Source organism: Fodinibius sp. (assembly GCF_041642155.1).
Taxonomy (GTDB): domain Bacteria; phylum Bacteroidota; class Rhodothermia; order Balneolales; family Balneolaceae; genus Fodinibius.
In genome coordinates this window covers 1-26,132 of sequence record NZ_JBEPWZ010000019.1, presented here as the reverse complement: position 1 = coordinate 26,132, position 26,132 = coordinate 1, and the positions used below count along the sequence as shown (strand labels likewise).

The 26,132-nt window shown below is 49.1% G+C and carries 20 protein-coding genes; 6 read left to right on the top strand and 14 right to left on the bottom strand.

What is annotated here, in order from left to right; translation table 11 throughout:
- Together ACESLU_RS02720 and ACESLU_RS02715 are read right to left on the bottom strand one after the other, a co-directional pair.
- Positions 1-591: Gfo/Idh/MocA family protein (locus tag ACESLU_RS02720; protein WP_372634763.1), on the bottom strand; the 591-nt coding region annotated here is incomplete at its 3' end.
- A gap of 563 nt (positions 592-1,154) precedes the next feature.
- Positions 1,155-3,335, bottom strand: coding sequence for a DUF5916 domain-containing protein (locus ACESLU_RS02715; protein WP_372634761.1), 2,181 nt, complete (start codon positions 3,333-3,335; stop codon positions 1,155-1,157).
- A 497-nt stretch (positions 3,336-3,832) separates the two neighbouring features.
- Here ACESLU_RS02715 and ACESLU_RS02710 point away from each other — a divergent pair, with 497 nt between their 5' ends.
- Positions 3,833-4,042, top strand: a complete 210-nt coding sequence (locus ACESLU_RS02710) for a cold-shock protein (RefSeq protein ID WP_073059899.1) — start codon at positions 3,833-3,835, stop codon at positions 4,040-4,042.
- Positions 4,043-4,135: 93 nt separating this feature from the next.
- Here ACESLU_RS02710 and ACESLU_RS02705 read toward each other — a convergent pair whose 3' ends face one another.
- The 3 genes from ACESLU_RS02705 to ACESLU_RS02695 all read right to left on the bottom strand — a co-directional run bounded on the left by ACESLU_RS02705 (position 4,136) and on the right by ACESLU_RS02695 (position 7,492).
- Positions 4,136-4,579 carry a SufE family protein gene (locus ACESLU_RS02705; RefSeq protein ID WP_372634758.1) on the bottom strand — a complete coding sequence of 148 codons (444 nt, stop codon included), beginning with the start codon at positions 4,577-4,579 and terminating at the stop codon, positions 4,136-4,138.
- 172 nt (positions 4,580-4,751) lie between these two features.
- The gene (locus ACESLU_RS02700) at positions 4,752-5,597 is read right to left on the bottom strand and encodes a PAS domain-containing protein (RefSeq protein ID WP_372634755.1); all 846 of its coding nucleotides are present in this window, start codon (positions 5,595-5,597) and stop codon (positions 4,752-4,754) included.
- 731 nt (positions 5,598-6,328) lie between these two features.
- Positions 6,329-7,492, bottom strand: a complete 1,164-nt coding sequence (locus ACESLU_RS02695) for an acyl-CoA dehydrogenase (RefSeq protein WP_372634753.1) — start codon at positions 7,490-7,492, stop codon at positions 6,329-6,331.
- A gap of 449 nt (positions 7,493-7,941) precedes the next feature.
- Between ACESLU_RS02695 and ACESLU_RS02690 the strand changes: the two genes are divergently transcribed.
- From ACESLU_RS02690 to ACESLU_RS02675, 4 genes are all read left to right on the top strand, one after another.
- Positions 7,942-9,960, top strand: a complete 2,019-nt coding sequence (locus tag ACESLU_RS02690) for a methylmalonyl-CoA mutase family protein (protein WP_372634750.1) — start codon at positions 7,942-7,944, stop codon at positions 9,958-9,960.
- Positions 9,961-10,009: 49 nt separating this feature from the next.
- The gene (scpA, locus tag ACESLU_RS02685) at positions 10,010-12,142 is read left to right on the top strand and encodes a methylmalonyl-CoA mutase (protein ID WP_372634747.1); all 2,133 of its coding nucleotides are present in this window, start codon (positions 10,010-10,012) and stop codon (positions 12,140-12,142) included.
- Between the two features lie 185 nt (positions 12,143-12,327).
- Complete coding sequence (meaB, locus tag ACESLU_RS02680) at positions 12,328-13,416, top strand: methylmalonyl Co-A mutase-associated GTPase MeaB (protein ID WP_372634744.1); 1,089 nt, start codon at positions 12,328-12,330, stop codon at positions 13,414-13,416.
- Positions 13,417-13,426: 10 nt separating this feature from the next.
- Positions 13,427-14,374: a patatin-like phospholipase family protein gene (locus ACESLU_RS02675; RefSeq protein ID WP_372634741.1), complete on the top strand. Its 948-nt coding sequence runs from the start codon at positions 13,427-13,429 to the stop codon at positions 14,372-14,374.
- 236 nt (positions 14,375-14,610) lie between these two features.
- Here the strand turns inward: ACESLU_RS02675 and cdaA are convergent, their stop codons facing one another.
- From cdaA to ACESLU_RS02630, 9 genes are all read right to left on the bottom strand, one after another.
- On the bottom strand, positions 14,611-15,429 hold the full coding sequence (cdaA, locus tag ACESLU_RS02670; protein ID WP_372634739.1) for a diadenylate cyclase CdaA: 819 nt from the start codon (positions 15,427-15,429) through the stop codon (positions 14,611-14,613).
- Positions 15,430-15,872: 443 nt separating this feature from the next.
- Positions 15,873-16,727: a dihydropteroate synthase gene (gene folP, locus ACESLU_RS02665; protein WP_372634736.1), complete on the bottom strand. Its 855-nt coding sequence runs from the start codon at positions 16,725-16,727 to the stop codon at positions 15,873-15,875.
- Positions 16,728-16,833: 106 nt separating this feature from the next.
- Complete coding sequence (locus ACESLU_RS02660) at positions 16,834-17,175, bottom strand: DUF3470 domain-containing protein (RefSeq protein ID WP_073067356.1); 342 nt, start codon at positions 17,173-17,175, stop codon at positions 16,834-16,836.
- Between the two features lie 201 nt (positions 17,176-17,376).
- Entirely contained in the window at positions 17,377-18,621 is a 1,245-nt protein-coding gene (locus ACESLU_RS02655; RefSeq protein ID WP_372634732.1) for an ectonucleotide pyrophosphatase/phosphodiesterase, read from the bottom strand.
- Positions 18,622-18,701: 80 nt separating this feature from the next.
- Positions 18,702-21,836 (bottom strand): carboxypeptidase regulatory-like domain-containing protein, encoded by a 3,135-nt coding sequence (locus ACESLU_RS02650; protein WP_372634729.1) that lies wholly within the window; start codon positions 21,834-21,836, stop codon positions 18,702-18,704.
- Positions 21,837-21,988: 152 nt separating this feature from the next.
- A complete protein-coding gene (locus ACESLU_RS02645; protein WP_372634727.1) occupies positions 21,989-22,681 on the bottom strand; it encodes a TIGR04283 family arsenosugar biosynthesis glycosyltransferase in 693 nt (230 codons plus the stop codon).
- Positions 22,678-23,292: a TIGR04282 family arsenosugar biosynthesis glycosyltransferase gene (locus tag ACESLU_RS02640; protein WP_372634725.1), complete on the bottom strand. Its 615-nt coding sequence runs from the start codon at positions 23,290-23,292 to the stop codon at positions 22,678-22,680. The genes ACESLU_RS02645 and ACESLU_RS02640 overlap by 4 nt, the downstream gene beginning before the upstream one ends.
- A 182-nt stretch (positions 23,293-23,474) precedes the next feature.
- Positions 23,475-24,524, bottom strand: a complete 1,050-nt coding sequence (gene arsS, locus ACESLU_RS02635; protein WP_372634767.1) for an arsenosugar biosynthesis radical SAM (seleno)protein ArsS — start codon at positions 24,522-24,524, stop codon at positions 23,475-23,477.
- A gap of 280 nt (positions 24,525-24,804) precedes the next feature.
- Positions 24,805-25,140 (bottom strand): arsenosugar biosynthesis-associated peroxidase-like protein, encoded by a 336-nt coding sequence (locus tag ACESLU_RS02630; protein ID WP_372634722.1) that lies wholly within the window; start codon positions 25,138-25,140, stop codon positions 24,805-24,807.
- Between the two features lie 180 nt (positions 25,141-25,320).
- Here ACESLU_RS02630 and ACESLU_RS02625 point away from each other — a divergent pair, with 180 nt between their 5' ends.
- A complete protein-coding gene (locus tag ACESLU_RS02625) occupies positions 25,321-25,794 on the top strand; it encodes a hypothetical protein (protein ID WP_372634719.1) in 474 nt (157 codons plus the stop codon).
- Positions 25,795-26,132: the final 338 nt, after the last annotated feature.

Genomic DNA, 26,132 nt, shown 5'->3' with positions numbered 1-26,132 from the left:
GTTCAGGTACCAGTGGAAGTCCACCGACGTGATTTTCCCCACGCGCCGGTTGGTCAGCATCTCTTTCAGCTTGGTGTGGTGGGGGCTGTAGCGGTAGTTGAAGCCCACAATCAGTTCTCCCTGGGAGTCCTCCTCGGCGTCCAGGATCGCCTGGCACTTGTGCTCATCGGTGGTCATCGGCTTCTCCGTCAGCACGTCAAGACCGCGGTTGAGTCCCTCGATAATAAACTGGTGATGGGTCGCATCCACGGTGGTCACAATCAGCATGTCCGGATCGGTGGTGTCCATCATCTCGTCAAAATCGGTGAAGGTCGGGCAGTCGGCCCCGATATACTCTTTGCCGTACTCCAGCCGGCCCGGGTTGATGTCGCAAAGCCCCACAAATTCCGTAATATCCCCGTAGCGCTCCTGCACCGTCCGACCCCAGAAGGTAATCCCCCGGATGCCGGTGCCCACCAGGGCGATTTTCCGGGTCTGCGCTTTCCTGCGGGCTCCCTCAAACGCCCCTATCGGCCGGGCCAGCATACCGCCGGCAAAGGCACCTGTCGTACTCTTTAGAAAATCCTTGCGTGTTATCTTTTTCCGTGTCATAAACTTACCCTTATTTTTTTAATTAGTGAGATATGTAAAGCTACCTCAAATTATTTATTTCATTAAGTCAAAGGTTACGGCTGTTCTTCAGTGAAATTATACATCCGTCCCTGCCGAATTTCCAGCTACCGGTTGCATCTTCTGTTATTTGCGACTGAAGACCGGTTGAATCGGTTTATTAGTCATCATATGTGTTGAATTCACCCAATCCTTCGGTCTTTCCTTTAGGATTACGGCCGGCTGGATTCCATGAACAATTTTCCAGTTTTCAAAACGGCCTAAAAAATTGCACTCATTTTAAAATAATTTACCGTCTTATCTTTGCAAATATAAAATCCATCTGCAAAAAATTATTAAAGACGTATCTATTTAACCGGTTACTTGATATATAACATGAAAAAAGGAAAAAGACAATTTTTCATAAAGCAAGCTGCATTCGAGTGGTTACGGTCTTCCCATTGGAGAGCAGCAGAAGTTACGCCAAATCGTTTTTCAGCGGGTTAGTATACATCCATGGGCATGTTGTCACGCAGCTGAATTTTTATAAAGCGGGTATCATGAGTTCAAAACCGGTGCGTGTAGCTTACTTTTAAAGCACCGGAACGTTGCGACGTTCGAAGACCGACGCCTCTGTCTATCCAGTTATGCTTGTAGACCACATACAGGTCAGAACCCGGCGTGATTATCCATCGCAGCCGGTTGTTTATCGCCAGCAAATCACTGAGATTATCAAATTGAATATTCGTAGTCAAAAACAGGGAGGTAGTGAAATCAAGATTAGCTTCAAATCGGACCAGATCGGTTGAAAACTTTTCCTCAACGTTCACATCCGTCCGGATATATTCGGGTGACAGTTCAATGCCGGGGAATGGTCGTACGGTAACCTCCGCCCCGTATTCTATCCGGCTGCCGGACCAAAAACCGCCTCCTTCGAAACTTGCCTCAAGGGATATTTTCCGATACGAGGCAGTCTCCATTTCAACACTGGCCAACCAGTTCACATACTCATCAACCGGCAAAATAACAGAACCGTCTCTTTTGATGTCAAAAGGCTGCTCGAGACGCTCATAATTTCTGGTGACACTGAATGACAGCTGATCATCGCTCACCAACTCTATGTCGAACAGCGTAAAGGTCAGGTATTGAGTCAGCAAATCGAAATCGAGATCGGTCAAATGCTCAAACCGAATACCCCATCCCACCTGACGGATGATCTCGCTGTCGGAGAATTGCGGGGTGTAATCAATCGTCGGCTGCAGGCGGCGAAATGCGTTGCGGGGCGTAAATCCCAAGGCGGGATCGAATGCCTTGCCGAACTCACGGTAGGAAACATGCGCGGACCAGGGCTGATTGGGGAAATTAAGGCGAAATCCCCGTGAAGAACGGTCCCATACATCAGTATCAGTGGTGTCATCTGATGCGAAAGGCGAATTATGAAATACAAAGAAAGCCTGAAACTGCAGGTTATTGCGTCCCATGAAACGAGAGGTGCCCAGGTCCAGATCTCCTCCCAGCGTATACCGCTCCTGAAGGCTGGGCCTATCATCTATGGCATCGCGTGCAGATCGACGCGTGTAGATTAATCCGGCCGTACTTTCAGAACCTAAATTTCGTTTAACCCGGGCTACCGAAAAATTTTCGGGCCGCACATCATCCTTTTCTCCGGTGCGCACGTGCAGCAGCGCCAGGTTATAATCCCCGGTATTCCCCAGCAGGCGAGTCCCATAGGTAATCGGAACCGGCGCCCCGTCACGCAAGCCAATCCTCCGGCTGAAATAGGGGTTTACTCCACTTGCGGGTGCAAATTCGTAGATATTGGCTCCCTCCAGGAAAAAATCCCGTTGTTCGGGAAACTGCAGGGGAAAACGAGTTAAATTTACCTGCCTTTGGTCAACCTCTGCCTCAGCAAAATCAGTATTGAAAGTCAGCGATGCCTTAAGACTGGGAGTAATACTGTAATTGATATCAAGTCCCCCGTCAATTTTGGCCTGGGTATCATCGCCTGCGTCAAGTCGCTGCTCGGAACCGTTCAACACCCCGAAAGGTACCACCTCAAGACCCAGTCCCTGCGACATCCCGGTAAGGCCGGTAAGCAGGCCGGCATCCTGCGGACGATCGATCCCCTGGTTCCGGCGGTAGCCCGACCATAGCGCCGTCTCGCTTTTTCTGCGGATGACCCTCATAAAATTAATCCCCCAGCGATCACTTTCAATATCGAAGTTCAGTGTTCTGAACGGAATTTTGATCTCGGCCGACCATCCGAACTCACTGATGATAGTACGGGCATCCCAGATCCCATCCCAGTTGAGATTGATACTATTCCCCTGTCCCGTGCTGATAAGTCCGTCGGTCCGAAGTCCGTTGGGATTGATTTCCATAAAATAAGCACTCCGCTGATCATTAAAGGTGTCGAATATCCAGGTAAAACGCTCGTCAGCAACAATGCGCACATCACGTCGTTTCTGGTTAGCCTTTATACCAGACGGATCACTGTCATAAAGCATTACCCCCAGGTAAAGATATTCTTCGTCATAGGCAATTCGAACTTCCGTGCGTTCGGATGCTATAACTCCTTCATTCGGCTCTCGTTGGCGAAAACCGGTAGCTGGTTTAATAGTATCCCAAAAGTTTTCTTCTATTTTACCGTCAAATATAACTTCCTCCCCGGACTCAAGCTGATAGGCTTCAATCTGCTTGCGTCCGGGAAACTCCTGAGCAGGTAACAGCGATGGTAAACAGAGCAAAAAGCAAAGTACCATTGTTGTCCCCGGATATGCCGTTATCCTATTCAATTTCTGCTGATTTTAATACATGTTGGTATGGCCCTAACTCGTTTCTGTCCCTATAACAAAAGAGTTTTTGAGTTAAATAACCAACAGGCATCTCATATATTTCCGGACGAATCCGTGTTATTGCACTTGTTATGGCGAGCAACTGCTCATAAAACCGTCCCGGTTTATCGGCGAGCTACCAAGCCATATCAAGCAGGAACAAAGGGAAGAGTTTTTATCGTCAGGCGAACTAAACAAATTGGAAAGTGAGCAGCTCAACCTCTTTTCGCAGAAGAGAATCTGGGATGTAAGGGTGATAAAAACCTAAAAAATGCATTCATATTAAAATACGGTAGGTAATCCAAAAAAAATATACTATACTTAGGTGTTCAACGCCTCAATACTGCGTTAGCAGGCGGGTTTTGGACATTAAAGTAGCACAAGAAGTAAAAATTTTTGGAGAATTAACAATGGCAGAACGCGAAGTAGGTACGGTAAAGTGGTTCCATAACGGCAAAGGTTATGGGTTCATTACTCGAGAAGAAGGCGAAGATATCTTCGTTCACTACAGTGAAATAGAGATGGAAGGCTATAAAAAATTAGAGGAAGGCCAGGAAGTCGAATTCACTGTTGCAGAAGGAGAAAAAGGTCTTCAGGCACAAGAGGTGATACCTGTTTGACAGGCAGGTGGTAATTCATAATATAAAAGCACCATTCTATCAATGGTGCTTTTTTTATAAACGGATATTTGCTTTCCGAATTCCAATTGCGGTTTACGCATCCGTCGGCTCTTCAGCCATTTTGGTTTTATAGGCCATGGCGTATATTTTCATTTGTTTAACCATCGATGCCAGACCATTGGAACGGGTCGGGGAAAGATGCTCCTGCATGCCGATTTTTTTTATAAAGGTGGGGTTCGTGGATATAATATCGTCGGGCGTCTGGTTGGAATAGAAACGCACCATCAGCGCCACCAATCCCTTGGTGATTGCTGCGTCGCTGTCGGCTTCAAAAATAACTTTTCCATTCTCAAGCCGGGTATGCAGCCATACCTGAGACTGGCAGCCTCTTACCAGGTTTTCATCCACTTTATGCTTTTCATCCAGCGGGGAGAGTTCCCGACCCTGCTTTATGATATGCTTATATCGCTCAGTCCAGTCACTGAGTGCATTAAACTCATCTATGATTTTCTGCTGTATGTCTTCGATGTCGGCCATAATAGTTCGATGAAGAAACATTTCTTTTAATAGCTGCAAGATACAAATAAATGGGAAGAATATAAGGGGCAGGCGGATACTCATCTATCTTTCTCACCAATGGACGAACGGTATTCTCCATCCATCCTGGACACTTGGAGCAGGTGTCCGCCTGATAAAGGTGCATCCCTTTTTATCTTGATTCCGGATTCATGTTCCTGCCAAAGGTGCGCCGGTGTTTCTGCAGGGTACCCATGACCTTTTTCTGAAATGAAATATTCTGAATCTCTGCCCGTATAACCTGTTTGTCCTTAAGAGCCAGCAGACGCGATACTCCTTTCACCTGGATCGGGATACCGGATTTATGGGTAATAATGCTCTTAAACTCCTTCCCGTTTAAATGCGTGCCTTCCTCCGATTCGTCGAAGCGTTCTTTCAGCGAATCCTTGAACTTGTTGGGAAATATTTCCCACACTTTACGTTGTTTCAGCTCCTCATTCTCATAGCCCGTCAGTGAGAGAAAGGCATTATTGGCAGAAATAATATTACCTTCCGCATCCACATCGATCATGGTGCAGTGGGTTTGCTCCCGGAGCTCATCAAACTCGATTTGCGTATCCACAAACTGCTTTTCAGCATTTTTTCGCTTTGAAATATCATGCTGATACGATACCCAGTGGGTAGGATTGCCCTGCTCGTCGGTAAGCGGGTGGATATCCCACTGGTTGATAAATTCGCTGCCGTCCTTGCGGTAATTGACCGTATGACCGAAAAAACAGCGCCCATTCGACAAGCGCTCTCTGAGTCGTTCCAACACTTCCCGATCGGTCTTGGGCCCTTGCAGAAGACGGGGCGTCTTGCCGATCACCTCTTCCTTCGCATAGCCTGTCATTTCACAAAACCCATCATTGACATAGACAATCCGAGGACCCGGTTCCTCCAGGTTAAGCTCGGTAATCATAATGGACTCGTACCCCTCCCCGGTAGCCGATTCCAGGAGAGAAAGACGGCGCTCCGTCTCTTTTATTTTATCTGTCAAGGTCGTTACGATTTTTTTTAGCTCCTGAAAGGATTGTTCGTTCTTACAAAGGTTCTTCAGCTTATTTAGGTCGTCCGGTAACATATGCTAAGTAATATTTGAGTTTAAAAAGGTTAGCCCGAATCTTTCACCGGGAGCATTGGTCGCGAACAAGTCGAACCATACAAAAGCGCGTGGCAATCTACAAGCATACACAACCATTGAGTATATATTTTGAATTATAATAGGGCACACAGACCGATTTCGCTGTTAATACAGGGGGGCAACCCTGGGTTTTGCCTGAAGCAAACGATAACGCAGAGTGCTTTAATCAAGTTTGTAGCAGTTCTACATGTTTATTTGTAATAAATACGTATCAAGTGGTTACCTGTATTTTGCTATACAGTTGTACCGTATTGTTTATAGGGAACACAGATGTGAAAGCAAATCATTCCAAATGAATGAGCATTTTTTATCCGGGACTTTTTTTCCTTCAAAAAAAACTACTCATATACAAACCTTTACAAAACCGTTGTTTTGCCCGATCTCTGCATTTTCGCGATTTCCAAATCTTCATGCATACTCAATACACTGTGGTTTCGAAATCGATCAGGGGTTGGTATGGAACGTAACCCCTGGTTTTTCAAAGGCTACTCATATACAAACATTTTGATTTTAAACCGCTCTGAAAAAACGTAAACCGACTTGTGAAACAACCGGGATGCCGGAGCTCAGGCAGTACATCCTTCCCGCTATTTCAACAGCAGTTTCGAAATAGTGTTGAGCTGCATATTGGAGGTGCCTTCGTATATTTTCCCTATTTTGGCATCCCGGTAATATTTTTCGACGGGATACTCCTTTACGTAGCCATATCCCCCGAAGAGATCAACAGCCATCGAACTCACATTTTCCGCCACATCGGAAGCGTGATATTTCGCCATAGCGGCTTCTTTTAAAAACCGTTCGCCATTCTCTTTGAGTCTTGCCGAGTTATAGACCAGCAGTCGGGCCGTCTCGATATCAGTTGCCATCCTGGCCAGCTGGAAACGAACACCCTGGAAATCCGAAATCTTTTTATTGAACTGCTTTCGCTCCTGGGTGTACCCCAGTGCCGCATCCAGTGCTCCCTGGGCGATGCCCACCATCTGGGCCCCGATCCCAATCCGTCCTTCATTCAGGGTCTCAATCGCCACTTTATAGCCGTTGCCGACTTCTCCCAATATATTTTCCTTCGGAACATGGCATTCCTCAAGCAAAATTTCACAAGTAGAGCTGGCCCGGATTCCCAGTTTATCTTCCTTTTTGGATACTGAAAATCCTTCAAAATCACGTTCTACGATAAAAGCGGTGATTCCTTTATAGCCCGCATCGGGATTTGTGTTTGCAAAAACCAGGAAGATATCGGCTTCTTTGGCATTGGTAATCCACAATTTCGATCCGTTGAGTATATAATCATCCCCTTTTTCTTTGGCGGTCGTTTTAAGAGCAAAAGCATCACTGCCCGAGTCCGCCTCCGAAAGGCAATAGGCTCCCACCCTGTCATTAGCCAGCTGGGGAAGATACCGCTCCTTTACATCATCGCTGGCCCAGTTCAGGAAAGCGTTGTTAACAAGCGTGTTTTGCACATCCATAAATACACCGACGGAAGCATCAACCCGGGAAATTTGCTCTATTGCGACTACAGACATGAAAAATGTCCCACCCCCGCCGCGGTATTTTTCGGGAATTTCAATACCCATCAGTCCCATATCAAAAAACTGCCGTACCAGCTCCGGATCCAATTCAGCGGCCTCATCCATCGCCCGCGTCCTGGGCTTAATCTGGCTTTCTGCAAACTCTTTTGTAGCATCCCGAAGCATCTTTTCATCTTCCGTAAGCTGTGTTAATGCGGGTACGCTTTCCATGGCTTGTTCCATAAGACTTTTTCCTGATATTCAGACGATTCGGATTTGGAAGATAAATATAGGCATTCCCTATTAAAATGTTGGATTCTATTTCCCTCCGCCAGTCCCCCCCGGAAACCTGTTTATGAGCAAAGCCAGGAGCAAAAGGTACGTGAGTGCCGGGCACGCTACAGTTGGCAGGCGCGCCCAGAAGCTCAAAACCTAAAGGTGTGCGGGTCCCCCGGTACAATGAACAGAGGCATTGCGTGTTAATGCAGCACAGGGAACCAAAGAGCATACGAAGGGCGGCCCAGCATACAGACCCCTTTCTTAGCTGCACACCCGTCTTGGCTCAGCACCAGTCTTAGCTGTACATCAGCCAGCCGGTTTGAGAAACACACGGGCCAACCCTTTTCTCAATTCATTAGTAAAGTAACCATAAGCTCATTATTTTGAACACTTCTCAAAGCAACCAAAATGTTATGGCAACCGATTCAACAGACCATCCCGACCTCTTCGATGAGTTTCCCCCTGTTTCGACCCGGGAGTGGGAGGAAAAGATAAAAACGGATCTCAACGGAGCTGATTATCGCGAGAAGCTTCGCTGGCATACCGGTGAAGGTATTGATCCCCTGCCTTTTTACCGGCGAGAGGACCTGGAAAAACGGACTCAGTCCATCCCGAGACCAAACAGTGCCGACCGCCGGTGGGAGATACGCTCGCCAATAGCCTCCCCCACCATTAAAGAGGCGAACAGGAGTATGCGGGAAGCACTCCGGGGAGGATCCGAGGCCCTGTTCATCACATCAAAACTGAGGTCCGCCCACAGCGATGAAGTCTTCTCCGGTTATGGGATACCCCTGCAAACAGCATCTGATTTTATGCGGCTGTTTGAAGAAATCCCGCTTGACCGGACGTCCATTCACTTTGATACGGGCCTGCTTTCCCCGGCCTTTCTGAGCATGCTCAGGTTACGGCAAAAAGACTCCGCTCCCGGGTCTTCGTACCAAGATCTCCGGGGCTCCCTCATGTTTGACCCCTTTGCGGGCGGACTGTTGCGGGGCTCCCTCCTCTCCCACCCGGAAATCCGGGACCGGATTTTCCCGCTGGCTTCCTTTTGTCACGAGCATATGCCGGGTGTGCGTCCCCTGGCCATAGATGCACGAATCTATCACAACAGCGGCGCAACGATCATCCAGGAACTCGGCTTTGCGCTGGGGGTAGCTACGGAATACCTGGTCATGCTTACCGAAAACGGCTATTCCCCGGATGAAATAGCCGGGATGATCCATTTCAATGTTGCCACAGGATCCTCTTACTTTTTAGAAATAGCCAAGATCCGGGCCCTGCGGCTGCTCTGGAGTAATCTGATCGGGGCGTTTGACGGCGACCCGGAGACTTCTCCCGCCTATATCCATGCCGAAACTTCCCGGTGGAACAAGACGGTCTACGAACCCCATGCCAACCTGCTGCGGGCAACCACAGAAGGGATGTCCGCCGTCCTGGCCGGATGCGACGCCCTGACCGTCCACCCTTTCGACGAACCCTTCCGGGAGCCGGGTCATTTCTCCCAGCGCATGGCCCGTAATGCGCAAATCATCATGCGAGAGGAAGCTTACCTTGGAAAGGTACGGGACCCCGCCGCCGGCTCCTATTATATTGAGAAGCTGAGTCAGGAAATGGGCCGCAAGTCCTGGCAGCTGTTTCAGGAAATAGAACAACGGGGCGGCATGCACAAGGCCATCGATAGTGAATTTGTGCAGTCGTCGGTCGCCTCATCGCAACACGAAAGAGACCGGGCTGTTGCCCGCCGGAAACGGATTTTTGTGGGAACCAACCAGTATCCCAATCCGGATGAGGAGCAGGCGGACGAACTCTCCCAATCAGCGCCCTCTTTTACACTGGAGCAATCCGATCAAAACTGGCCCCCCGGTGAATCCCGTACCGTTGACCACCTTGCTGCCTTTTTGGAGCGGGGAGCAACCCTGGGCGATGTGGCCTCACTGCTGCTTTCCGGTTCGGACAAAAATGTTGCGCTATTGCGACCCTACCGCGGCGCCCGGGCGTTCGAAGAGCTGCGGCGGGCGACGGAAAATCATCCGACCACACCCAAAGTACTCAACCTGCCGGTCGGGGATCCGAAGATGCGCAAGGCGCGCTCGTCCTTCAGCAAAAACTTCTTCGGCTGTGCAGGTTACGATATTAACGATCCGATCGCTTTCGACACTATTTCGAAAGCGGCAAAAGCGATTGGCCGCGATCAACCGGACATTGCCGTGTTATGCAGCTCCAATAAAGAGTACAGGAAGCTGGTGCCGGCCCTCTGCAAGCAGCTTGGGGAGGGCGATCATCCCCGCCTGCTCGCGGTAGCCGGCTACCCGGAAGAAGACGTGGAAGCCTACCGGAAGGCAGGCGTTGACCTTTTCATCCATTCGGAGAGTAACGTGCTGGAGACGCTGAAGGAGGTCCAGCAAAAACTCGGCATAATTAACAGTGTGTAAATGAAAAGTCAAAAACAGATAATCCATTTTTATTTTTCAGTGAATTAATATGAGACCGGATTTTTCTGACATAGAATTTACGCCAGACTCTTTTCCCGATACCCAGAACAACGGCGAGGTATGGGAAACCCCGGAACAGATTCCGGTAAAGTCCCGGTTTGACGCTTCGGATATCGGGGAGCTGGAACATCTCGGCTATGCGGCCGGCATTCCACCTTTCCTTCGCGGTCCCTATGCAACGATGTATGCCGTTCGTCCCTGGACCATCCGCCAGTACGCCGGATTCTCAACCGCCGAGGAATCCAACGCTTTTTACCGGCGAAACCTGGCGCAGGGACAAAAAGGACTTTCCGTGGCCTTTGACCTGGCGACGCATCGTGGCTACGACTCCGATCATCCGCGCGTGGCCGGCGACGTGGGAAAAGCGGGCGTTGCGATTGATTCCATACTCGATATGAAGGTATTGTTCGACCAGATTCCGCTGGATCAGATGTCGGTTTCCATGACGATGAACGGTGCGGTCATCCCCATTATGGCCTTTTACATCGTTACGGCCGAAGAACAGGGGATCGCCAGGGAACAGCTCAGCGGGACAATCCAAAACGATATCCTCAAAGAATTTATGGTGCGCAACACCTATATCTATCCCCCCAAGCCGTCCATGAGGATTATCGGGGATATCTTTGAGTACACCTCCGAGCATATGCCCAAGTTTAACTCTATTTCGGTCTCGGGCTATCACATGCAGGAGGCCGGTGCCACCTGCGACCTGGAGCTGGCCTATACGCTTGCGAACGGACTCGAATATCTGCGTACGGGGCTGGAAGCGGGATTGGATGTTGACGAGTTTGCCCCCCGTGTCTCCTTCTTCTGGGGGATCGGAATGAACCACTTTATGGAAATCGCCAAAATGCGCGCCGGGCGCATGCTCTGGGCCAAGCTGGTCAAGCAGTTTGACCCGCAAAATCCCAAGTCTATGTCCCTGCGCACCCACTGCCAGACCTCCGGGTGGAGCCTTACCGAGCAGGACCCCTACAATAATGTGGCACGAACGACCATCGAAGCCATGGCTGCCGCCCTGGGACACACCCAGTCGCTGCACACCAATGCGCTGGATGAGGCTATCGCGCTGCCCACGGATTTTACGGCCCGCATAGCCCGCAACACCCAGATTTATCTCCAGGAAGAAACAGGAATCACGAAGTCCGTCGATCCCTGGGCCGGTTCCTATTATGTGGAATACCTGACGGATCGCATCGCGCGGCGTGCCTGGGAGCTCATCGAGGAAGTGGAAGAGCTGGGCGGCATGGCCAAAGCGATTGAAACCGGCCTCCCCAAAATGCGGATTGAAGAAGCCTCCGCCAGGAAGCAGGCGCGCATCGACTCCGGCAAAGATACCATCGTGGGGGTAAACAAATATACCCTTGACAAAGAAGAACCGATTGATATTCTTGAGGTAGACAATGCAAAAGTCCGAAACACCCAGCTCAAACGCCTTAAACAATTGCGCGACGAGCGCAATGAAGAGGAAGTGCAATCCGCATTGCGCCGCATTGCGAACGTAGCGGAATCCGGCGACGGCAACCTTCTCGATGCGGCGGTAAAGGCTGCCCGGAAGCGCGCTTCCCTGGGAGAGATTTCCGATGCGATGGAAAAGGTGTTCGGACGTTACAAAGCAACCATAAGATCAATATCCGGCGTGTACTCTTCGGAGATAGATAACGATGAAAATTTTAAAAAGACACAGCAGCTGGCGGACCGTTTTGCCGAGCTGGAAGGACGGCGTCCCCGTATCATGATTGCCAAAATGGGGCAGGACGGCCACGACCGGGGTGCCAAGGTCATTTCAACCAGCTTTGCCGATTTAGGCTTTGATGTGGATATCGGTCCGCTCTTTCAGACCCCGGAGGAGGCGGCGCGGCAGGCGGTTGAAAATGATGTGCATATTCTGGGAGTATCCAGCCTGGCGGGGGGACACAAAACACTTGTGCCTCAGGTATTGGATGAGCTTGAAAAACGGGGACGCAGCGACATCATGGTCGTTGTGGGGGGCGTCATCCCGCAGCAGGATTATAAGTTCCTTTATGAGAAGGGCGTAGTCGGTATTTTTGGTCCCGGTACCGTCCTTTCCACAGCCGCCCGGCAGATTCTGGAGATTTTAATGGAAAGGGGAAAATTGTAATAGAAGCCTTTGAAAAACCAGTCCCGAGGCATCGGGAAAGGTCATGACCAGAGGAAGGTTGGAATCGAAGCATATATCTCATATGCGAAGATTTCAACCGACCGATAACGCTGACATTGGACAAAAGAGTGGTTTTGCAAAGACTTCTAATATAACGTTTAATATAATTTGAACAGATGTGTCCCGTGTCACAATCAGACCAAAATAACGACTCCTCCGTGCCGGCCAACAATAGTACGAACCGGAAGAGCTCCATCAATCCGAACAGCAGAACACAATTTAACCGGAGGCGGGAACTGCTCTCCGCTGACGAGTACGTCAAAGGCATCCAAAACGGCAACACCGCTGTACTAAGCCGCGCAATCACCCTCATTGAGAGCACTAAACCCGAGCATCGCGCACTGGCGCAGGATATCATAGAGCAGTGCCTGCCCGGCAGCGGTGACAGTATTCGTATCGGTATTACGGGCGTACCGGGCGTGGGTAAAAGCACTTTTATTGAAACCCTTGGCAATCGTATCATTGACAAGGGACATCGACTGGCGGTGCTGGCGATAGATCCGAGCAGCAGCCGCAGCAAAGGGAGTATCCTCGGCGACAAAACCCGTATGGAAACGCTGGCCAACAGCGACCGGGCCTATATTCGTCCCTCTCCCACCCGGGGATCCCTGGGAGGCGTTGCCCGCAAAACACGCGAGACCATCTACCTTTGCGAGGCGGCCGGCTACGATACCATCTTTATTGAGACGGTCGGCGTGGGACAGTCCGAAACGGCCGTCCATTCGATGGTGGATTTTTTCCTCCTGCTGATGCTGGCCGGAGCCGGTGATGAGCTGCAGGGAATCAAGCGGGGAATTATGGAGATGGCCGATGCCATAGCAATTAACAAAATCGACGAGGCCGCGGAAAAAGCAGTGCAGCAAGCCGTGAGGGAATACAAAAATGCGTTTCACCTGTATCCGGAGGCAGCATCGGGCTGGCAACCGAAAGTCGTAACCTGCTCGGCAGAAACCGGGGAAGGCATAGACGATATATGGGAGCTTATCCGTGCGTATATCAAACTGACCCGGGGAAACGGCTACTTTGAGAGAAAGCGCAACCGGCAGGCCAGGCACTGGATGTACGATACGATAGAAACGCATCTCACTGAACACTTTTTCCAGCATCCCGCAGTTACACAACGGCAACCTGCCATTGAACAGCAAGTGCTGGAAGGAAAGATAAGCTCCTTTCGGGCTGCTCAAAAATTACTGGATGCCTATTTTAAAGGTTAAATCTTCCCAAATGACTAAACAAAACAGTAAAATAGCGGTGGTGCTCTCGGGCGGAGGTGCCAGGGGAGCGTTTCAGGTCGGAGTTCTTGATGTTTTTTGCAAACAGGGATATGAATTTGATATGGTAAGCGGGGTAAGCGTGGGCGCACTGAACGGCGCGATGATAGCCACCCGCCAGTTTACAGAGCTTCAACAACTCTGGAGGACGATTAGAAAAGAAGACATCCTGCGCAGTCGTTCGCTCGGAGAGGTTATCCAACAGTTCGTGTTGTACAAAATAGGAATCGCAGATCCCCCGCGGGGGCTCAATAACCTGACCCCCCTGAAACGACTGCTCTCCAACCACCTTTTTGGCAAAGAGATACACATTCCTTTTCACTTTGGCTTCGTGCCCCTTGAAAGCGGCCATTATGTAAACGCAACTATCCGCCGGGAGGGACACCGGATCGATGAGGATGATATCCTGCGTATTCTGGCTTCTTCTGCCATCCCGTTCCAGTTCGACCCCGTGGATTTTTATGACCAGACGCTGGTAGACGGGGGAATCCGACATATTTCCCCTATTGCCCAGGTATTGCCCTATAATCCCGATGAAATTGTCGTTATCCCCACAAAGCCGCTTGACGGCCGACAGGAGGAAGCCGAAGTGGACGACATCCTGCAAATCGGCCAACGCGCTATAGACGTAATGCTGGATGAGATTTTTATTGAGGATATCCAGCGATTCGTGCAAATAAACCGGCTTGTCGGTCAGGCCAACCGGCAGGGTATCACCCTCAAAAAACCCGATAACACACCCTATAAGCATATTAACGCTACGATTGTAGCTCCCACTCAGATTCTGGGCGACTCACTTGATTTTGGGGAAGAAATATTGCAAAAACGATATGAAAGGGGGAAAGAACGCGCGAGGGAGGTGTTAAAGAATCCAGACGCCGGTGATGAAATAACATTTTAAGATGAAGTAAAACGCAAAATAAGACACTCACCTATCGGGTCGTTCTTCTCCCCCCTCTGCGTCCTTTCGAGGAACACAGGAATGTGCATTTGTAAACAATTATATTTCTCCACTCGGAGCACGCCAAAAAACACATGAAAATCACTGCAAACCTTCTTTTATACTGCCCGTCAAAGAGATCCTGTCAGATTTGCGGGGGGGATGGAACACAAGTTTGAGGGGGGATACGGAGCCGATTAATTTATATTCAGCTCCGACTTGGCCGAAGAGAAGGCGACGTTATCCTTATCTATGTTTTGGTCGCCCAGTGCTTCCTGCATCTCGCTCCTTAACTTCTGGATCGTAAGTCCGCTGGTCAGCGATCCATTCTGTGCAATTGAAATACGCCCCGTCTCTTCCGATACCACCACGACAAATACGTTGTTCGTCTCGGTAATACCCACGGCGGCACGGTGACGGGTGCCAAACACCGATGATATATTTTGGTTTTGCGATATGGGAAGATAACAGCTGGCGGCGACAATGCGATTATTTCGGATCACGACGGCACCGTCGTGCAGGGGGGTCGACTTTTTAAAGATTGTCTGCAGCAGTTCACTATTCACGCGGGCATCCAGTTTTATACCGACATCCACCAAATCCTGCAGGGAAGAGGAGCGGGCAAACACGATAAGGGCCCCGGTTTGGGAACGAGACATATTGCGTACCGCATCAACGACTTCGTCAATTACCGTATCGGGATTTGATCGCACAAAAAAACGATCGAGATTGGTATTCTGTCCCAACCGGTACAGAAGCTTTCGGATTTCGGGCTGGAAGATAATAAACACCGCCAGGACCCCGACATCCAGAATGCCGCGCAGTATAAAATTGATGGTACTCAGTCCCAGTGCACTGACCGCCGCATTAATGATTATAATAAAAACAAGTCCCACCGCGGCCTGGATAGCAAAGGTCCCCCGAATCCACCGGTAGAGGTAGAACAGTACCATGGTGATGATAAAAACTTCAATAAAATCCTTAAGTCCGAATTCTAAGAATCCAATGGGTATCAAGGGGGTACCTCTTTTAACTGAATATTCTTTTAATAAATATAACTATAATTTTAAGAAACTTTGTACCCGCTCCCTAATTATTCCTGTCTGCAGCGGGTGGCTATATAAAACCTTAACGGTTTCAGGGGGGATCCTACTCGACCCATTCTACGGATGACTATTCATAGCCGTCCGCCCGCAAAAAAGCGGGCCAGCCGGCAGCCCCCCTATAATACCTCATATATAATTAATTACGTGTATCAGGTTTGTTCACGCTCCACAATCCCCGGGAGCTCATATCCAGGATCCAGGACACCGGATTCCCAACTCCCAACTTCCAATCCCTAATTCCTAATTCCCAATTCCACACCTTGTCCCGGAGCCCCGGTCTCTGTCGGAATGTGAGGATCATGAGGAGAGTCAGAACGGTGTACGTCAGATTCTGCTACATTCGCGCATGGCTGCTAACCGGACGTCAGAGCCTTGTAAACCAGGACCGAATCGTAAGCTTCTTTGACATCATGTACGCGAATGATATCAGCTCCGTTTATCAGCGCGTGATAGTGCGTGACGACCGTACCGGTCAGGCGGTCGTCGACGGGACGTCCGCCCAGCAATTCCCCGATCATACTCTTGCGGGAAACTCCAACCATGAGAGGATGGCCGAGCGTTTTAAAGGCTTCCAATCCGGAGAGGAGATCTATGTTGTGACGCAGCGTTTTTCCAAAGCCGATGCCCGGATCGATGATGATATTTTGCAACCCCCTTTCCCTGGCGACGGCTATTTTCTCCCTGAAAAACAGGAACAAGTCGTTCACAACCTCGTCATACGTGGGATCCTGCTGCATGGTTTGGGGATCCCCCTGGGTATGCATCAGGATGTAGGCGGCATTATATTCCACACACAAATCCACCAGGCGCGGTTCTTTGAGTCCGCTGACATCATTCACCAGGTGAGCCCCCCGCTTTAGCGCCTCTTCTGCAACTTTGGTTTTCGTGGTATCAATGGAGAAAAGAGTCCCGGAATGAGCCGGAATAGCTTGTTCCATAATCGGGATGACGCGGCCAAGCTCTTCCTGCTCTGTGACCGGCTCCGCCCCCGGGCGGGTGGATTCGCCCCCGATATCGATGATATCCGCACCCTCGGAAATCATGGCCGCTATGCGGTCGAGCGCCACTTCGGCTTCATTGAAGGTCCCCCCGTCGGAAAAGGAATCGGGCGTGGCATTCAGGACACCCATTATTTTGGGAGAGGAGAAATCCACCAATTCTCCCCTAAGCGACAATTTATGCCGGGTAGTAGCATCAGAACGGTCCATATCTTACGGTTGCTTGTTACTTACTGCTTATTTTGTATGGCTCTCTGATCGGGATGGAAATTTGATCCTTCTCCAGGAATAAATAACCGTTAACTGACAGCTACTATTACTCATCCCAGTCTTCCTGCAGGTATTCAAACTTGTCGTCCACTTCTGCCCACTTATCGGCCTCGGGCAACTCTTCTTTGGTTTGATTGATAATTCTGCCCTGCCACTTTTCAGCCAGCCGATCGTTAAGCTCGATGTAGTGCTCCCACTCCATGGGAACTTCATCATCGGGATAAATGGCTTCCACCGGGCACTCGGCCACACATGCATCGCAATCGATACAGGCCAGCGGGTCTATCGTCAAAAAGTTGGGCCCTTCCATAAATGCATCAACCGGGCAGACGGCAGCACAATTGGTGTACTTGCAGTTGATACATGGTTCGGTTACAACATATGCCATCAGACTTGGGTGTTCTTTTCTGTTTCGAGTTGGACTAAATATCCCGGCTTCTGCGGATAGATGCAACGTTTTATATGGATAATTTTCCGGTAACCGGCTTCCCCAATTACAGGTAATAAGGGACTTGTAAGGCCCCCGGGACCAAGTTTTCAAATGTAAATCTTCACGGTATTCTCCCTGTTACCATGCTCGTCTATTGATCTATTTCAGCAACACCCGCACGCTGTCCAGCGATCCGTCATTATCGGCCGGCGTAGTGCCCATCAGGTGATTCATCAATTCATAGAGATGAATGCTTTGAAAAGCCTGAACGGTCGTATCCTTTTTAAAAGCGGGACCGAAGGCGATAAAAAAGGATTGCATCGCCTTTTCGAACGGATCGTAACCGTGGGTGGCCCGCGGCAGTGATTGTAAAAAGGGCTGTTTGTATTCCGAATCCAGGACAGTGTACCCCAGTTCCGCTACCATCACAATTTCCGGAACACGCCGGTGGTTCTTAAGGTGGTACTGTTGGGGTATTTCCTCTTTTTTGTAGACACGGTAGTGTTTTTCGTGAGCCTTTAACGCTTCGTAGACAGCCGCCTTTTTCCCCTCCTTCGGCTGTATCAATGTCAGCGGGCCCCAAATGATACGCTCGGCGTCATCCATCGTTATAATCTGGTCAAGCTCGATGACTTTATCCGCGGCAAGATCAACCATGCCGTGGTCCGAAACCATCAACAGGTTCATCTGCTTCCAGAGATTCCGCCGGCGAAGCTGATTCTTCAGGTATCCCAGTATCCGGTCTGATTCCTCGATGGCCGCTTTTACCGAATCCGAATCCATGCCGTAGCGATGGCCCATTGCATCAACGTGTTCAAAATAAAGGGTGCCAAAACGGATGGCCCGGCTGCCGGGATAGCTTAGCCATTTGACGACCGTATCCACGCGCGCCTTAAAGGACATGGCATCGTCAAACTTCTTCCAGTATGTGGGATGCATCTTCTGGATATTCGCTTCCGATCCCACCCAGAACATGGTGCCGGTTCGAATGCCCTGTTTTTCAAGGGTATTCCAGATCGGTTCCCCCCCGTACCACTTGCTGTCTTCCACCGCTTCCCGGTCGCGGATACGGTACCACTCCTCCCAGTCGGGGTCATACATCGTATTGCCGACGAAACCGGAGTTCTCCGGATACAGCCCCGTCGCGATGGCATAGTGATTGGGAAACGTCTTGCTCGGAAAAACGGGAATGAGCCCCTCCGCCCTGACGCCCCCTGCGGCCAGGCTGTCGAAATGAGGCGTTTCCGCCTTTTCCAGGTAATCGTACCGAAAACCGTCGAAGGAGATAAGGAGCAGTTTATCGGGCTGCAGATCCGCTTCCTGCCGTTTATCACAGCTGGTAATTCCCACAGCCATAATGAATCCCAAAAGATAACAAACCGCTGTTTTCACTTTATGCATCATACCGGCATTTTTCCCTTGAGGGAAAAAGGGCAGCCGGTTCGGCTGTCCTTTTGAATGCTACTGTTCTGTTATAACTTCACTTAGAAATTGTATTTCAACCCGAATTGTAACTTCCAGCGCGAGCTAAAATCATTAACCTCATAAAGCTCGTCATCAGACACGTTTTCAGGATCAAAGTCTAAAATAGGCCGCCCGGTATCCTCTTCATAACCTCTGATAGTAACCGCCTGATAGTTATTAAAGCCGTCAACCGATTCCTGAATTCCCCACTCCTCATTCAACAGGTTCAGAACATTAAATACGCTGGCTGTAATTTCTAAAGATTGTCCGCTTACGGTTCGAATATTCTGGTTAATCCGGAGATCCAGAAAGCTGCTCCACGGTTCACGTGCGGTACCACGTCCTACGGCACCACCCCTGTAATCATCGAGGGATTCATTATTTTCAATCCACTCATCAAATTCACTCCAATTATCACTGTGCATGACCACTTCATCTTCTTCAGCAGGAACATAAATCAGATCATTATCAAACCGACTATCTCCATTGGCATCCCCATTATAGATCCAGCTAAACGGCGCTCCCGAACGTCCGTCATAGATAAGCGATAGCGTCGTGGCAAAACGTCCCGCGTAACTAAATTGATAGGCAACCTGACCTAAAATCCTATGCCTGCGTTCATAGTCGGCGGGACCCATTTCAGGATCATTTACATCAAAGTTTTCATTATACTGCCAATTTGATATCGCCCGGCTGGATGAACCGTTATTAACCGTTTCGGCTCGATTGTAGGTGTATGCCAAACTTGCCCTGACTCCGGTATCGAACTCTTTTTCGAGTTGCCCGGTTATGCTGAACTGGTAGCCCCGGTTCGTATTATCCAATAAGATGGCATCCGTAAAATTATCACTATCCACCCTATTTGGAAATCCGCTGGTGTTGCCATACTGTTCACTAAACACGATATCCCCATATACAGGCCTTCCATGGGGCGTTATATCCACAGGTTCAAGATTGATATTTTTGAACACGACCTCATTTAGCATATCAGTATATATTCCCTCTACGGTTCCAACAATTCCGAATGGAAGATCCTGGTCCAGCGCAAGATTATATTTAAGTGACTGCGGGTATTTAAAATCTTCGGCAAGCAAGTTGACTTCTGTCGTTGTAAGATCTCCCAGTGGCTGATCATTCGGATCTGGTGAGAATTCCACGTCAGGAAATCCGGTCAGATTTATACGCCCATAGTCGGCACCGGTATTGCTATACTGGTTGGAAATCCATACAAAAGGCGGGTTTCCGGTGAATACTCCTACTCCGCCCCGGACTTGCGTGGTGCGATCTCCCTGACTCAAATCCCAGTTAAAACCAAATCTTGGAGCCCAAAGTACATTACCACTGGCTATCCGGGTCGTAGAGTAGCCCGGAAAAGATTCCTCGACCTGGGGATTACGGGTAGGCTCTTCCGGCAGAATAGGGATATCGGCACGTAAACCTATGGTAACATTCAAATGATTGGTAGCCTGCCATTTGTCCTCGGCATAGAAACCAAGCTGAATGCCTGAAAATTCAGCAGTTCTGTTGCCCCCTTCCTGCAGATAGCTATAGCGATATTCCGCCGGATTTCCATCCCGGAAGTCCTCTATACTCCAGAACGTATAAGAGCCGAAATCATCCTGAACAAAAAGATTATTAAACGTAAAAATTTGGTTGCTTGTACCGAAGGTAAATTCATGATCCCCGGTTGCATATGACAGGTTATTGGTAATCTCGATCAAATCCTGATCGAGGCTATTCGCCTGCGAAAAACGCTCGGTTCCAAGGAATACACTTGCAAAACCACCAGAACCATCGGGCATGCTGATTTCAACCTCGGGAAAAGGTTCCGAAGTTAAATCCCGGGAATCTCTTATTCGCGTATATACAGCCCGAAACGTATTGGAAAGCTCATTGCTGAAATTACTGTTTAACTCGGTAACAAACGAATTCTGGGTACTGTTAAAATCATACCCCCCCCGCGAAAAGCGATAGCTGGACTGTCCCCGACCTACGCCCTCCTCATCAATGGCATCAACATAATTATATCGGAACATTAGTTTATGGACATCATTAATATTCCAATTCAGTTTAGCAAGAAGTTTGTTGTTGTCCTGGTCCTGATTTAAAGGATGGCCGTAATCACCGGGGTTATAACCATAACTCTCTGCAATACCGGCAATTTCTTCAAAAGTCTCGGATCCATAGGGAAATTGAACAGGAGCACCACTTCCATCAACACCTGCCGTTAATGGACTCGATTCCCTTTTGAACTCTCCACTGATAAAAAAGAAAAGTTCATCCTTAATAACAGGGCCGCCTATATTGAGCCCAAAAAACTGTTCGTCAAATTCCGGGTAATCTCCTGAAGAACCTCCATCATCATACCGGTAGTTTCCGATAAATGACTCGTTTCTCAACTGATAATAGGCAGAGCCGGTAAATTGATTCGTACCGCTTTTAGTAATCGCGTTTATCTGTCCCCCCGTAAAACCGTTATTCGTTACTTCGAAAGGAGATGTCTCAATATTAAATTGTTCAATAGCATCAATACTGATTGGAGAAGCAACGCCTGCCCCGCTTCCCGGCGTACCCTCACCCAGGCCAAACACATCGTTTAATGTCGCTCCATCAACTAAAATATTATTGTATCGGTCATTTGCACCGCCAAAACTGCCGCTTCCGGTTGTTTGAGGAGACAAGCGTGTAAAATCACCCAGCGAACGTGACAGGGTTGGAGTTCGATCTATATCTTCCTGACTTATGTTCGTACGTGCTCCTGTACGGTTTGGGTTAAAAGTTTGATCTGCCTGCGCAACAATCGAAATTTCATCGAGTGTAAGCTTCCCTTCTTCCAGGATGAAGTTTACTTCTACTGTCTCGTCAAGCTCAACTTCAGCAATTTCTTTCACGTTTGCATTAAAGCCTACGAAGGTAACCTGTATTTCATATGGCCCGCCTACCCGTACGCTATTGAGCGTATAACGGCCGTTTGCCCGGCTTGAAGTGCCGTATCGCGTTCCGGTTGGCTGGTGGATAGCTACAATATTTGCACCCGGCAGGGGTTCGCCCGAATCATCGACCACCGTTCCCTCTATGGAACCGGAAGTGGTTCCCTGGGCAAACATAACAGCCGGTAGCAATAACGCGGCTAATAGTAATAAGTAACGTTTCATAATCGATAGGTATCTTCGTTTATTATAGGGTTGATACGGTATAATATATCGTACTAATAAGTCTTGGCCTCTTGAGACGCAAATATAACCAATACAACATTACGAAAACATTAAGTATTGCCGGTTGTTGAAATAAAAAAAGCAGCTGGATATCACTTTCCCGGTATACATCGATGGTAGACTGATACCAGCTGCTCCTGTTCCACCCCCAGGTAGTACAGGCTTAATATTAACCCAAATACCAGTTGAAGCTTTATAATACCTGCATTTTGATATTTTCGGGCGGAGGTCGTGACGGTATCGTCCAGGACCTCAAAGGAATAGGAACGCTTAACGCGGCGGACAATCTCCTGGTCTTCCATCACGATATGGTCTTCCCGAAAACCTCCGATCTCGGAAAAAGCTGTGCGAGTCATGAAAAGACTCTGATCGCCGAACCGGAACAAGTCAATATCGAAACGGGTAAACCAGGCATAAAACCTCAGCAGCCAGTGACGATCATCAAAGGACAATCGAAAACAACCGGCATCACTTCCCTCTTCGACCGCCTGCAGGATTTTAGTGGCATAACGGGGGGGCGGGTGACTGTCGGCATGCAGGAAGTACAACAGATTACCCCGGGCATGCCCGGCGCCTGTGTTCATCTGTGCAGCCCGACCTTTTCGAGGCGATTCTATCGTCGTCGCACCGGCCCGCCGGGCTTCTTTACGGGTTGCATCGCCGCTCCCGCCATCCACAACGATTATTTCAGATATGGCATCCCCGCCGTAGCCCCGGGCTTTCCGGATCGTCTCGCCAATAACACCCGCCTCGTTATAAGTGGGAATAATAACGCTGATATTCATTGCATGGACAAGTGTTGTGATTGCTCCAGATCCTGCTGGGTATCAATATCATTAAGCTCGGGCAATAACCGGTAAGAAACATTCATCTTGTTGAGCTGTTGAATGGTCTGTTCACATACAGCTGGTGTGCTCCACCTTTTCCGGTCAAAAAGCGCCGGGTAAAACTCTGCCATCCCCAGCAGGTAGTAGCCGCCGTCTTTAGCGGGACCCACAACGACCTTGTGATCACGCAGCAGCTGAAATGCCTGCCGCAGAATGGGGGGACGCAGCCCGGGGCAGTCGCTCCCGATGATAACCACCCTCCCGGAACCACGCGCAAAGGCCTCCCGAAAAGCGGCTTTCATACGTCCCCCCAAATCTTTGCCACGCTGTCGTTTCTTTTCGTACCGTCCCCCCGACCATATATCATCCTGTTCGATGAAGCGGGAGTACCATACTTCCCGGTGCACCTCCAGCCGGTCGGTCACCGATTTGGTTATCTGAAGCAGCTTTTGATAGACCTCCAGCGCTTTATCGTCGCCTGCTGTTTCCGCCAGTCGTGTTTTCACCCTACCCCTTACCGGGTTTTTAATAAAAATAAGAAGGGTTGGTCCCGTTACAGAATCTGCCACAAATCTCGTTTCCTTATCTTTTCAACATTGAATGCAATTTACCCAAAGAGTCCTTTGCAAAACGTTGTGTTTGTTCAATCTTTACATTTTTGCGATTTCAAAGTACTCTCGTATTGATAATAAGGCCACAGGGAATCAGGAGCTACCTGTCACATCTCCTGTTATCCTTGTTCCCATACCGTTCACGTTGTCGTCCCGCCACAGCTGCTGCCGGCACCGGCGGTGCAGCCAAAGCAGTGCTGGTTGATATGTATCGTTCGATTATTGAGCTTCAACTCATTCCACTCGCTGATATGCCGGGGAGCACCCTCCTCTACCGGCATTTCGAGCATCTGGTTGAAATCACAATCATAGAGCCTGCCATCCCAACCCACCGAAATGGTATTACGGCACATTACGCCGTGGGCCGCGGCGGGATTGTAAGCGGTAATCAGCCGGTCCATATAATCTTCGAGATTGCCGGATTCCAGCAAAAAGTTAAGAAAACGGCTGATCGGTAGATTTGTAATAGTGAATAAATTATTAAAAACGATACCGTGCCTGCGGTTCAACTGGCGTTTAAACGTTTGTTCTATTGATTCCTGCTCTCCGGGTAAAAAAGCTCCCGTAGGATTATATACCAGGTTCAGCTTCAACCCGGTCCCTTCTTTACCGTAACCGATCTCATTAAGCTTCAAAAGCGCTTCTATGGATCTTACGTACGTTCCTTCCCCCCGCTGTCGATCCGTCCGTGATCTATTATAGAACGGAAGTGAACAGGTTACTTCCACCCCGTGCTTCGCAAAAAATTCAGGCAATGCCCGGTACTTCGGGGCCGTCGTCAAAATCGTTAAATTGGAACGCACAATAATCTCTTTGCCCAGCTCCGAGACTTCCTCCACAAACCATTTGAAATGAGGATTCATCTCCGGGGCCCCGCCCGTGAGGTCCACGGTCGTCGCTTCAGAGTCCCTGAGCGCCTCGAGACACTGCCGGAACGTTTCCTTCTCCATCACCTCCCTGCGATCCGGACCCGCATCCACGTGGCAGTGCTTGCAGGTCATATTGCACATGTATCCGACGTTCATTTGGATGATCTCAATCCCGGTCGGCCTAAGGGGAAACAGGTCGGCTTCTTCTAATTTGTCCCGAAATCTGGGCAGATCCCGCAGCGATTCCGAATAGTTATTCAACACCTGCAGCTGATAGGCCGGGTCGGAAAGTTTGTGGCTCTGCGTCTTCAGGGATTTGATCATAGAGGTTGTCAGTTGTCAGAGGCTGCGGTTTCCGAACCTCCGTGTCAAGAATTAAATTTGGTTAATGGTTATTGGGGATCTTCTCCGTCTAAAGGCATCCCCCCTTACGCGGTTAAACTGCCAACGTTCGAGTCTTTATTTTCGATATCATTGTCACAAATATTTAAGGTTACATATTTCTCAACCTTAACCTTAGCTTCAAGCTCGGATTTAACCTGGGTCCTACACCTTAATACTTTCTACTTTTTACTTTTTGCTCCCCGCTCACATACTGAAATTACATACTCAGATCCTTCGTCTTGTTCATCATCTGCACACCATGCACCAGCGAGGATCCGCCTCGTATGGCGGAGGCCACGTGAACGGCTTCCATCATCTGTTCTTCACTGGCTCCCTTCTCCAGGCTTTCGGTCGTATAGGCATCAATACAATAGGGACATTGGACCGTATGAGATACGGCCAAAGCAATCAGCGCCTTTTCCCGTACACTCAGAGCCCCCTCTTCGAACACTGCTCCGTAATACTCAAAGAATTTTTCGGCTAATTCAGGGCCAAAATCGGCGACATCTTCGAATTTTTTTAAATCTTCGGGCTTATAATAGGTATCAGTCATTTTATAATATCTTTATATTTATTTATTCTTTATATCTGTGTATCCTATGCATACGGCAGCGTTATTTATCCCTATTTAGTTCCTTGTTGCAATTTGGAACTTTTTGCTATAAGAGTCATAAAATATGACAACTACATACAACAAATTCTTACGCATTTAATTATAATTAACCATACTTCTATGAAAAAGATACTGATATCGGTATTCTTAACCGCTTTTTTGAGCATATCACTGACAACCATTTCCCAGGCCCAGCAGGCCGGCGAGGGGGTTGGCATCGGTTTTATGGTAGGAGAACCTACGGGACTCAGCCTTAAATCGTGGACCGGGGGCAATAATGCTTTCGATGTGGGACTGGCCTGGTCATTAGGCCGGTATGATGCGGTAAATATCCACGCCGACTATTTATGGCATAACTATGATCTTTTCAGTGAAATTGAATCCGGTACGCTTCCGTTTTATTACGGCATTGGCGGGCGCCTCATTTTAGCGGATGATGATGCCGTCATAGGCGCCCGTATTCCGATAGGTCTCAATTACCTGTTTGACAATTCTCCTGTCGGACTCTTCCTGGAGGTAGCTCCAATATTCAATCTTGCCCCGGAAACCGATTTTGATGTTGACGGCGGATTGGGGGTACGCTTTTACCTCTGATATAAATATATTCATAAATCACTTCTATTCACAAGTGAGAATGCACATATGCATTCTCACTTTTTTATTTTATACAGGAGCTTGGGCAACCTCCCGGCTGATTCCGCTGTACGTCTTTCAACCTCTGTTGCCGTCGTGCGTTCATTCCCGTTCATTCTAGTGCGGTTGCAACGAAAACCCGGTTCAAAAGAATCGGGTGTATGCGTCAGGGGCGGGGTAACGCAATTTTATATTTTTTTCGTTTGTCCCTCTTTTGCCAGCTCAATGGTCTCAAAACAGGAACCGTACTCCTGCTGCAGATGCTCATCCAGTTGCCGTAATTGTTCGTCATCGGCGCC

Excerpts from the sequence above, each read along its gene's own strand:
- ACESLU_RS02660 (WP_073067356.1), bottom strand. The coding sequence starts at position 17,175 with ATGGCATATGTTGTAACCGAACCATGTATCAACTGCAAGTACACCAAT.
- ACESLU_RS02645 (WP_372634727.1), bottom strand. The coding sequence starts at position 22,681 with ATGAATATCAGCGTTATTATTCCCACTTATAACGAGGCGGGTGTTATT.
- ACESLU_RS02630 (WP_372634722.1), bottom strand. The coding sequence starts at position 25,140 with ATGACTGATACCTATTATAAGCCCGAAGATTTAAAAAAATTCGAAGAT.
- ACESLU_RS02710 (WP_073059899.1), top strand. The coding sequence starts at position 3,833 with ATGGCAGAACGCGAAGTAGGTACGGTAAAGTGGTTCCATAACGGCAAA.
- ACESLU_RS02705 (WP_372634758.1), bottom strand. The coding sequence starts at position 4,579 with ATGGCCGACATCGAAGACATACAGCAGAAAATCATAGATGAGTTTAAT.
- ACESLU_RS02625 (WP_372634719.1), top strand. The coding sequence starts at position 25,321 with ATGAAAAAGATACTGATATCGGTATTCTTAACCGCTTTTTTGAGCATA.
- ACESLU_RS02650 (WP_372634729.1), bottom strand. The coding sequence starts at position 21,836 with ATGAAACGTTACTTATTACTATTAGCCGCGTTATTGCTACCGGCTGTT.
- scpA (WP_372634747.1), top strand. The coding sequence starts at position 10,010 with ATGAGACCGGATTTTTCTGACATAGAATTTACGCCAGACTCTTTTCCC.
- folP (WP_372634736.1), bottom strand. The coding sequence starts at position 16,727 with ATGGACCGTTCTGATGCTACTACCCGGCATAAATTGTCGCTTAGGGGA.
- ACESLU_RS02675 (WP_372634741.1), top strand. The coding sequence starts at position 13,427 with ATGACTAAACAAAACAGTAAAATAGCGGTGGTGCTCTCGGGCGGAGGT.
- ACESLU_RS02695 (WP_372634753.1), bottom strand. The coding sequence starts at position 7,492 with ATGGAACAAGCCATGGAAAGCGTACCCGCATTAACACAGCTTACGGAA.
- ACESLU_RS02655 (WP_372634732.1), bottom strand. The coding sequence starts at position 18,621 with ATGATGCATAAAGTGAAAACAGCGGTTTGTTATCTTTTGGGATTCATT.
- ACESLU_RS02690 (WP_372634750.1), top strand. The coding sequence starts at position 7,942 with ATGGCAACCGATTCAACAGACCATCCCGACCTCTTCGATGAGTTTCCC.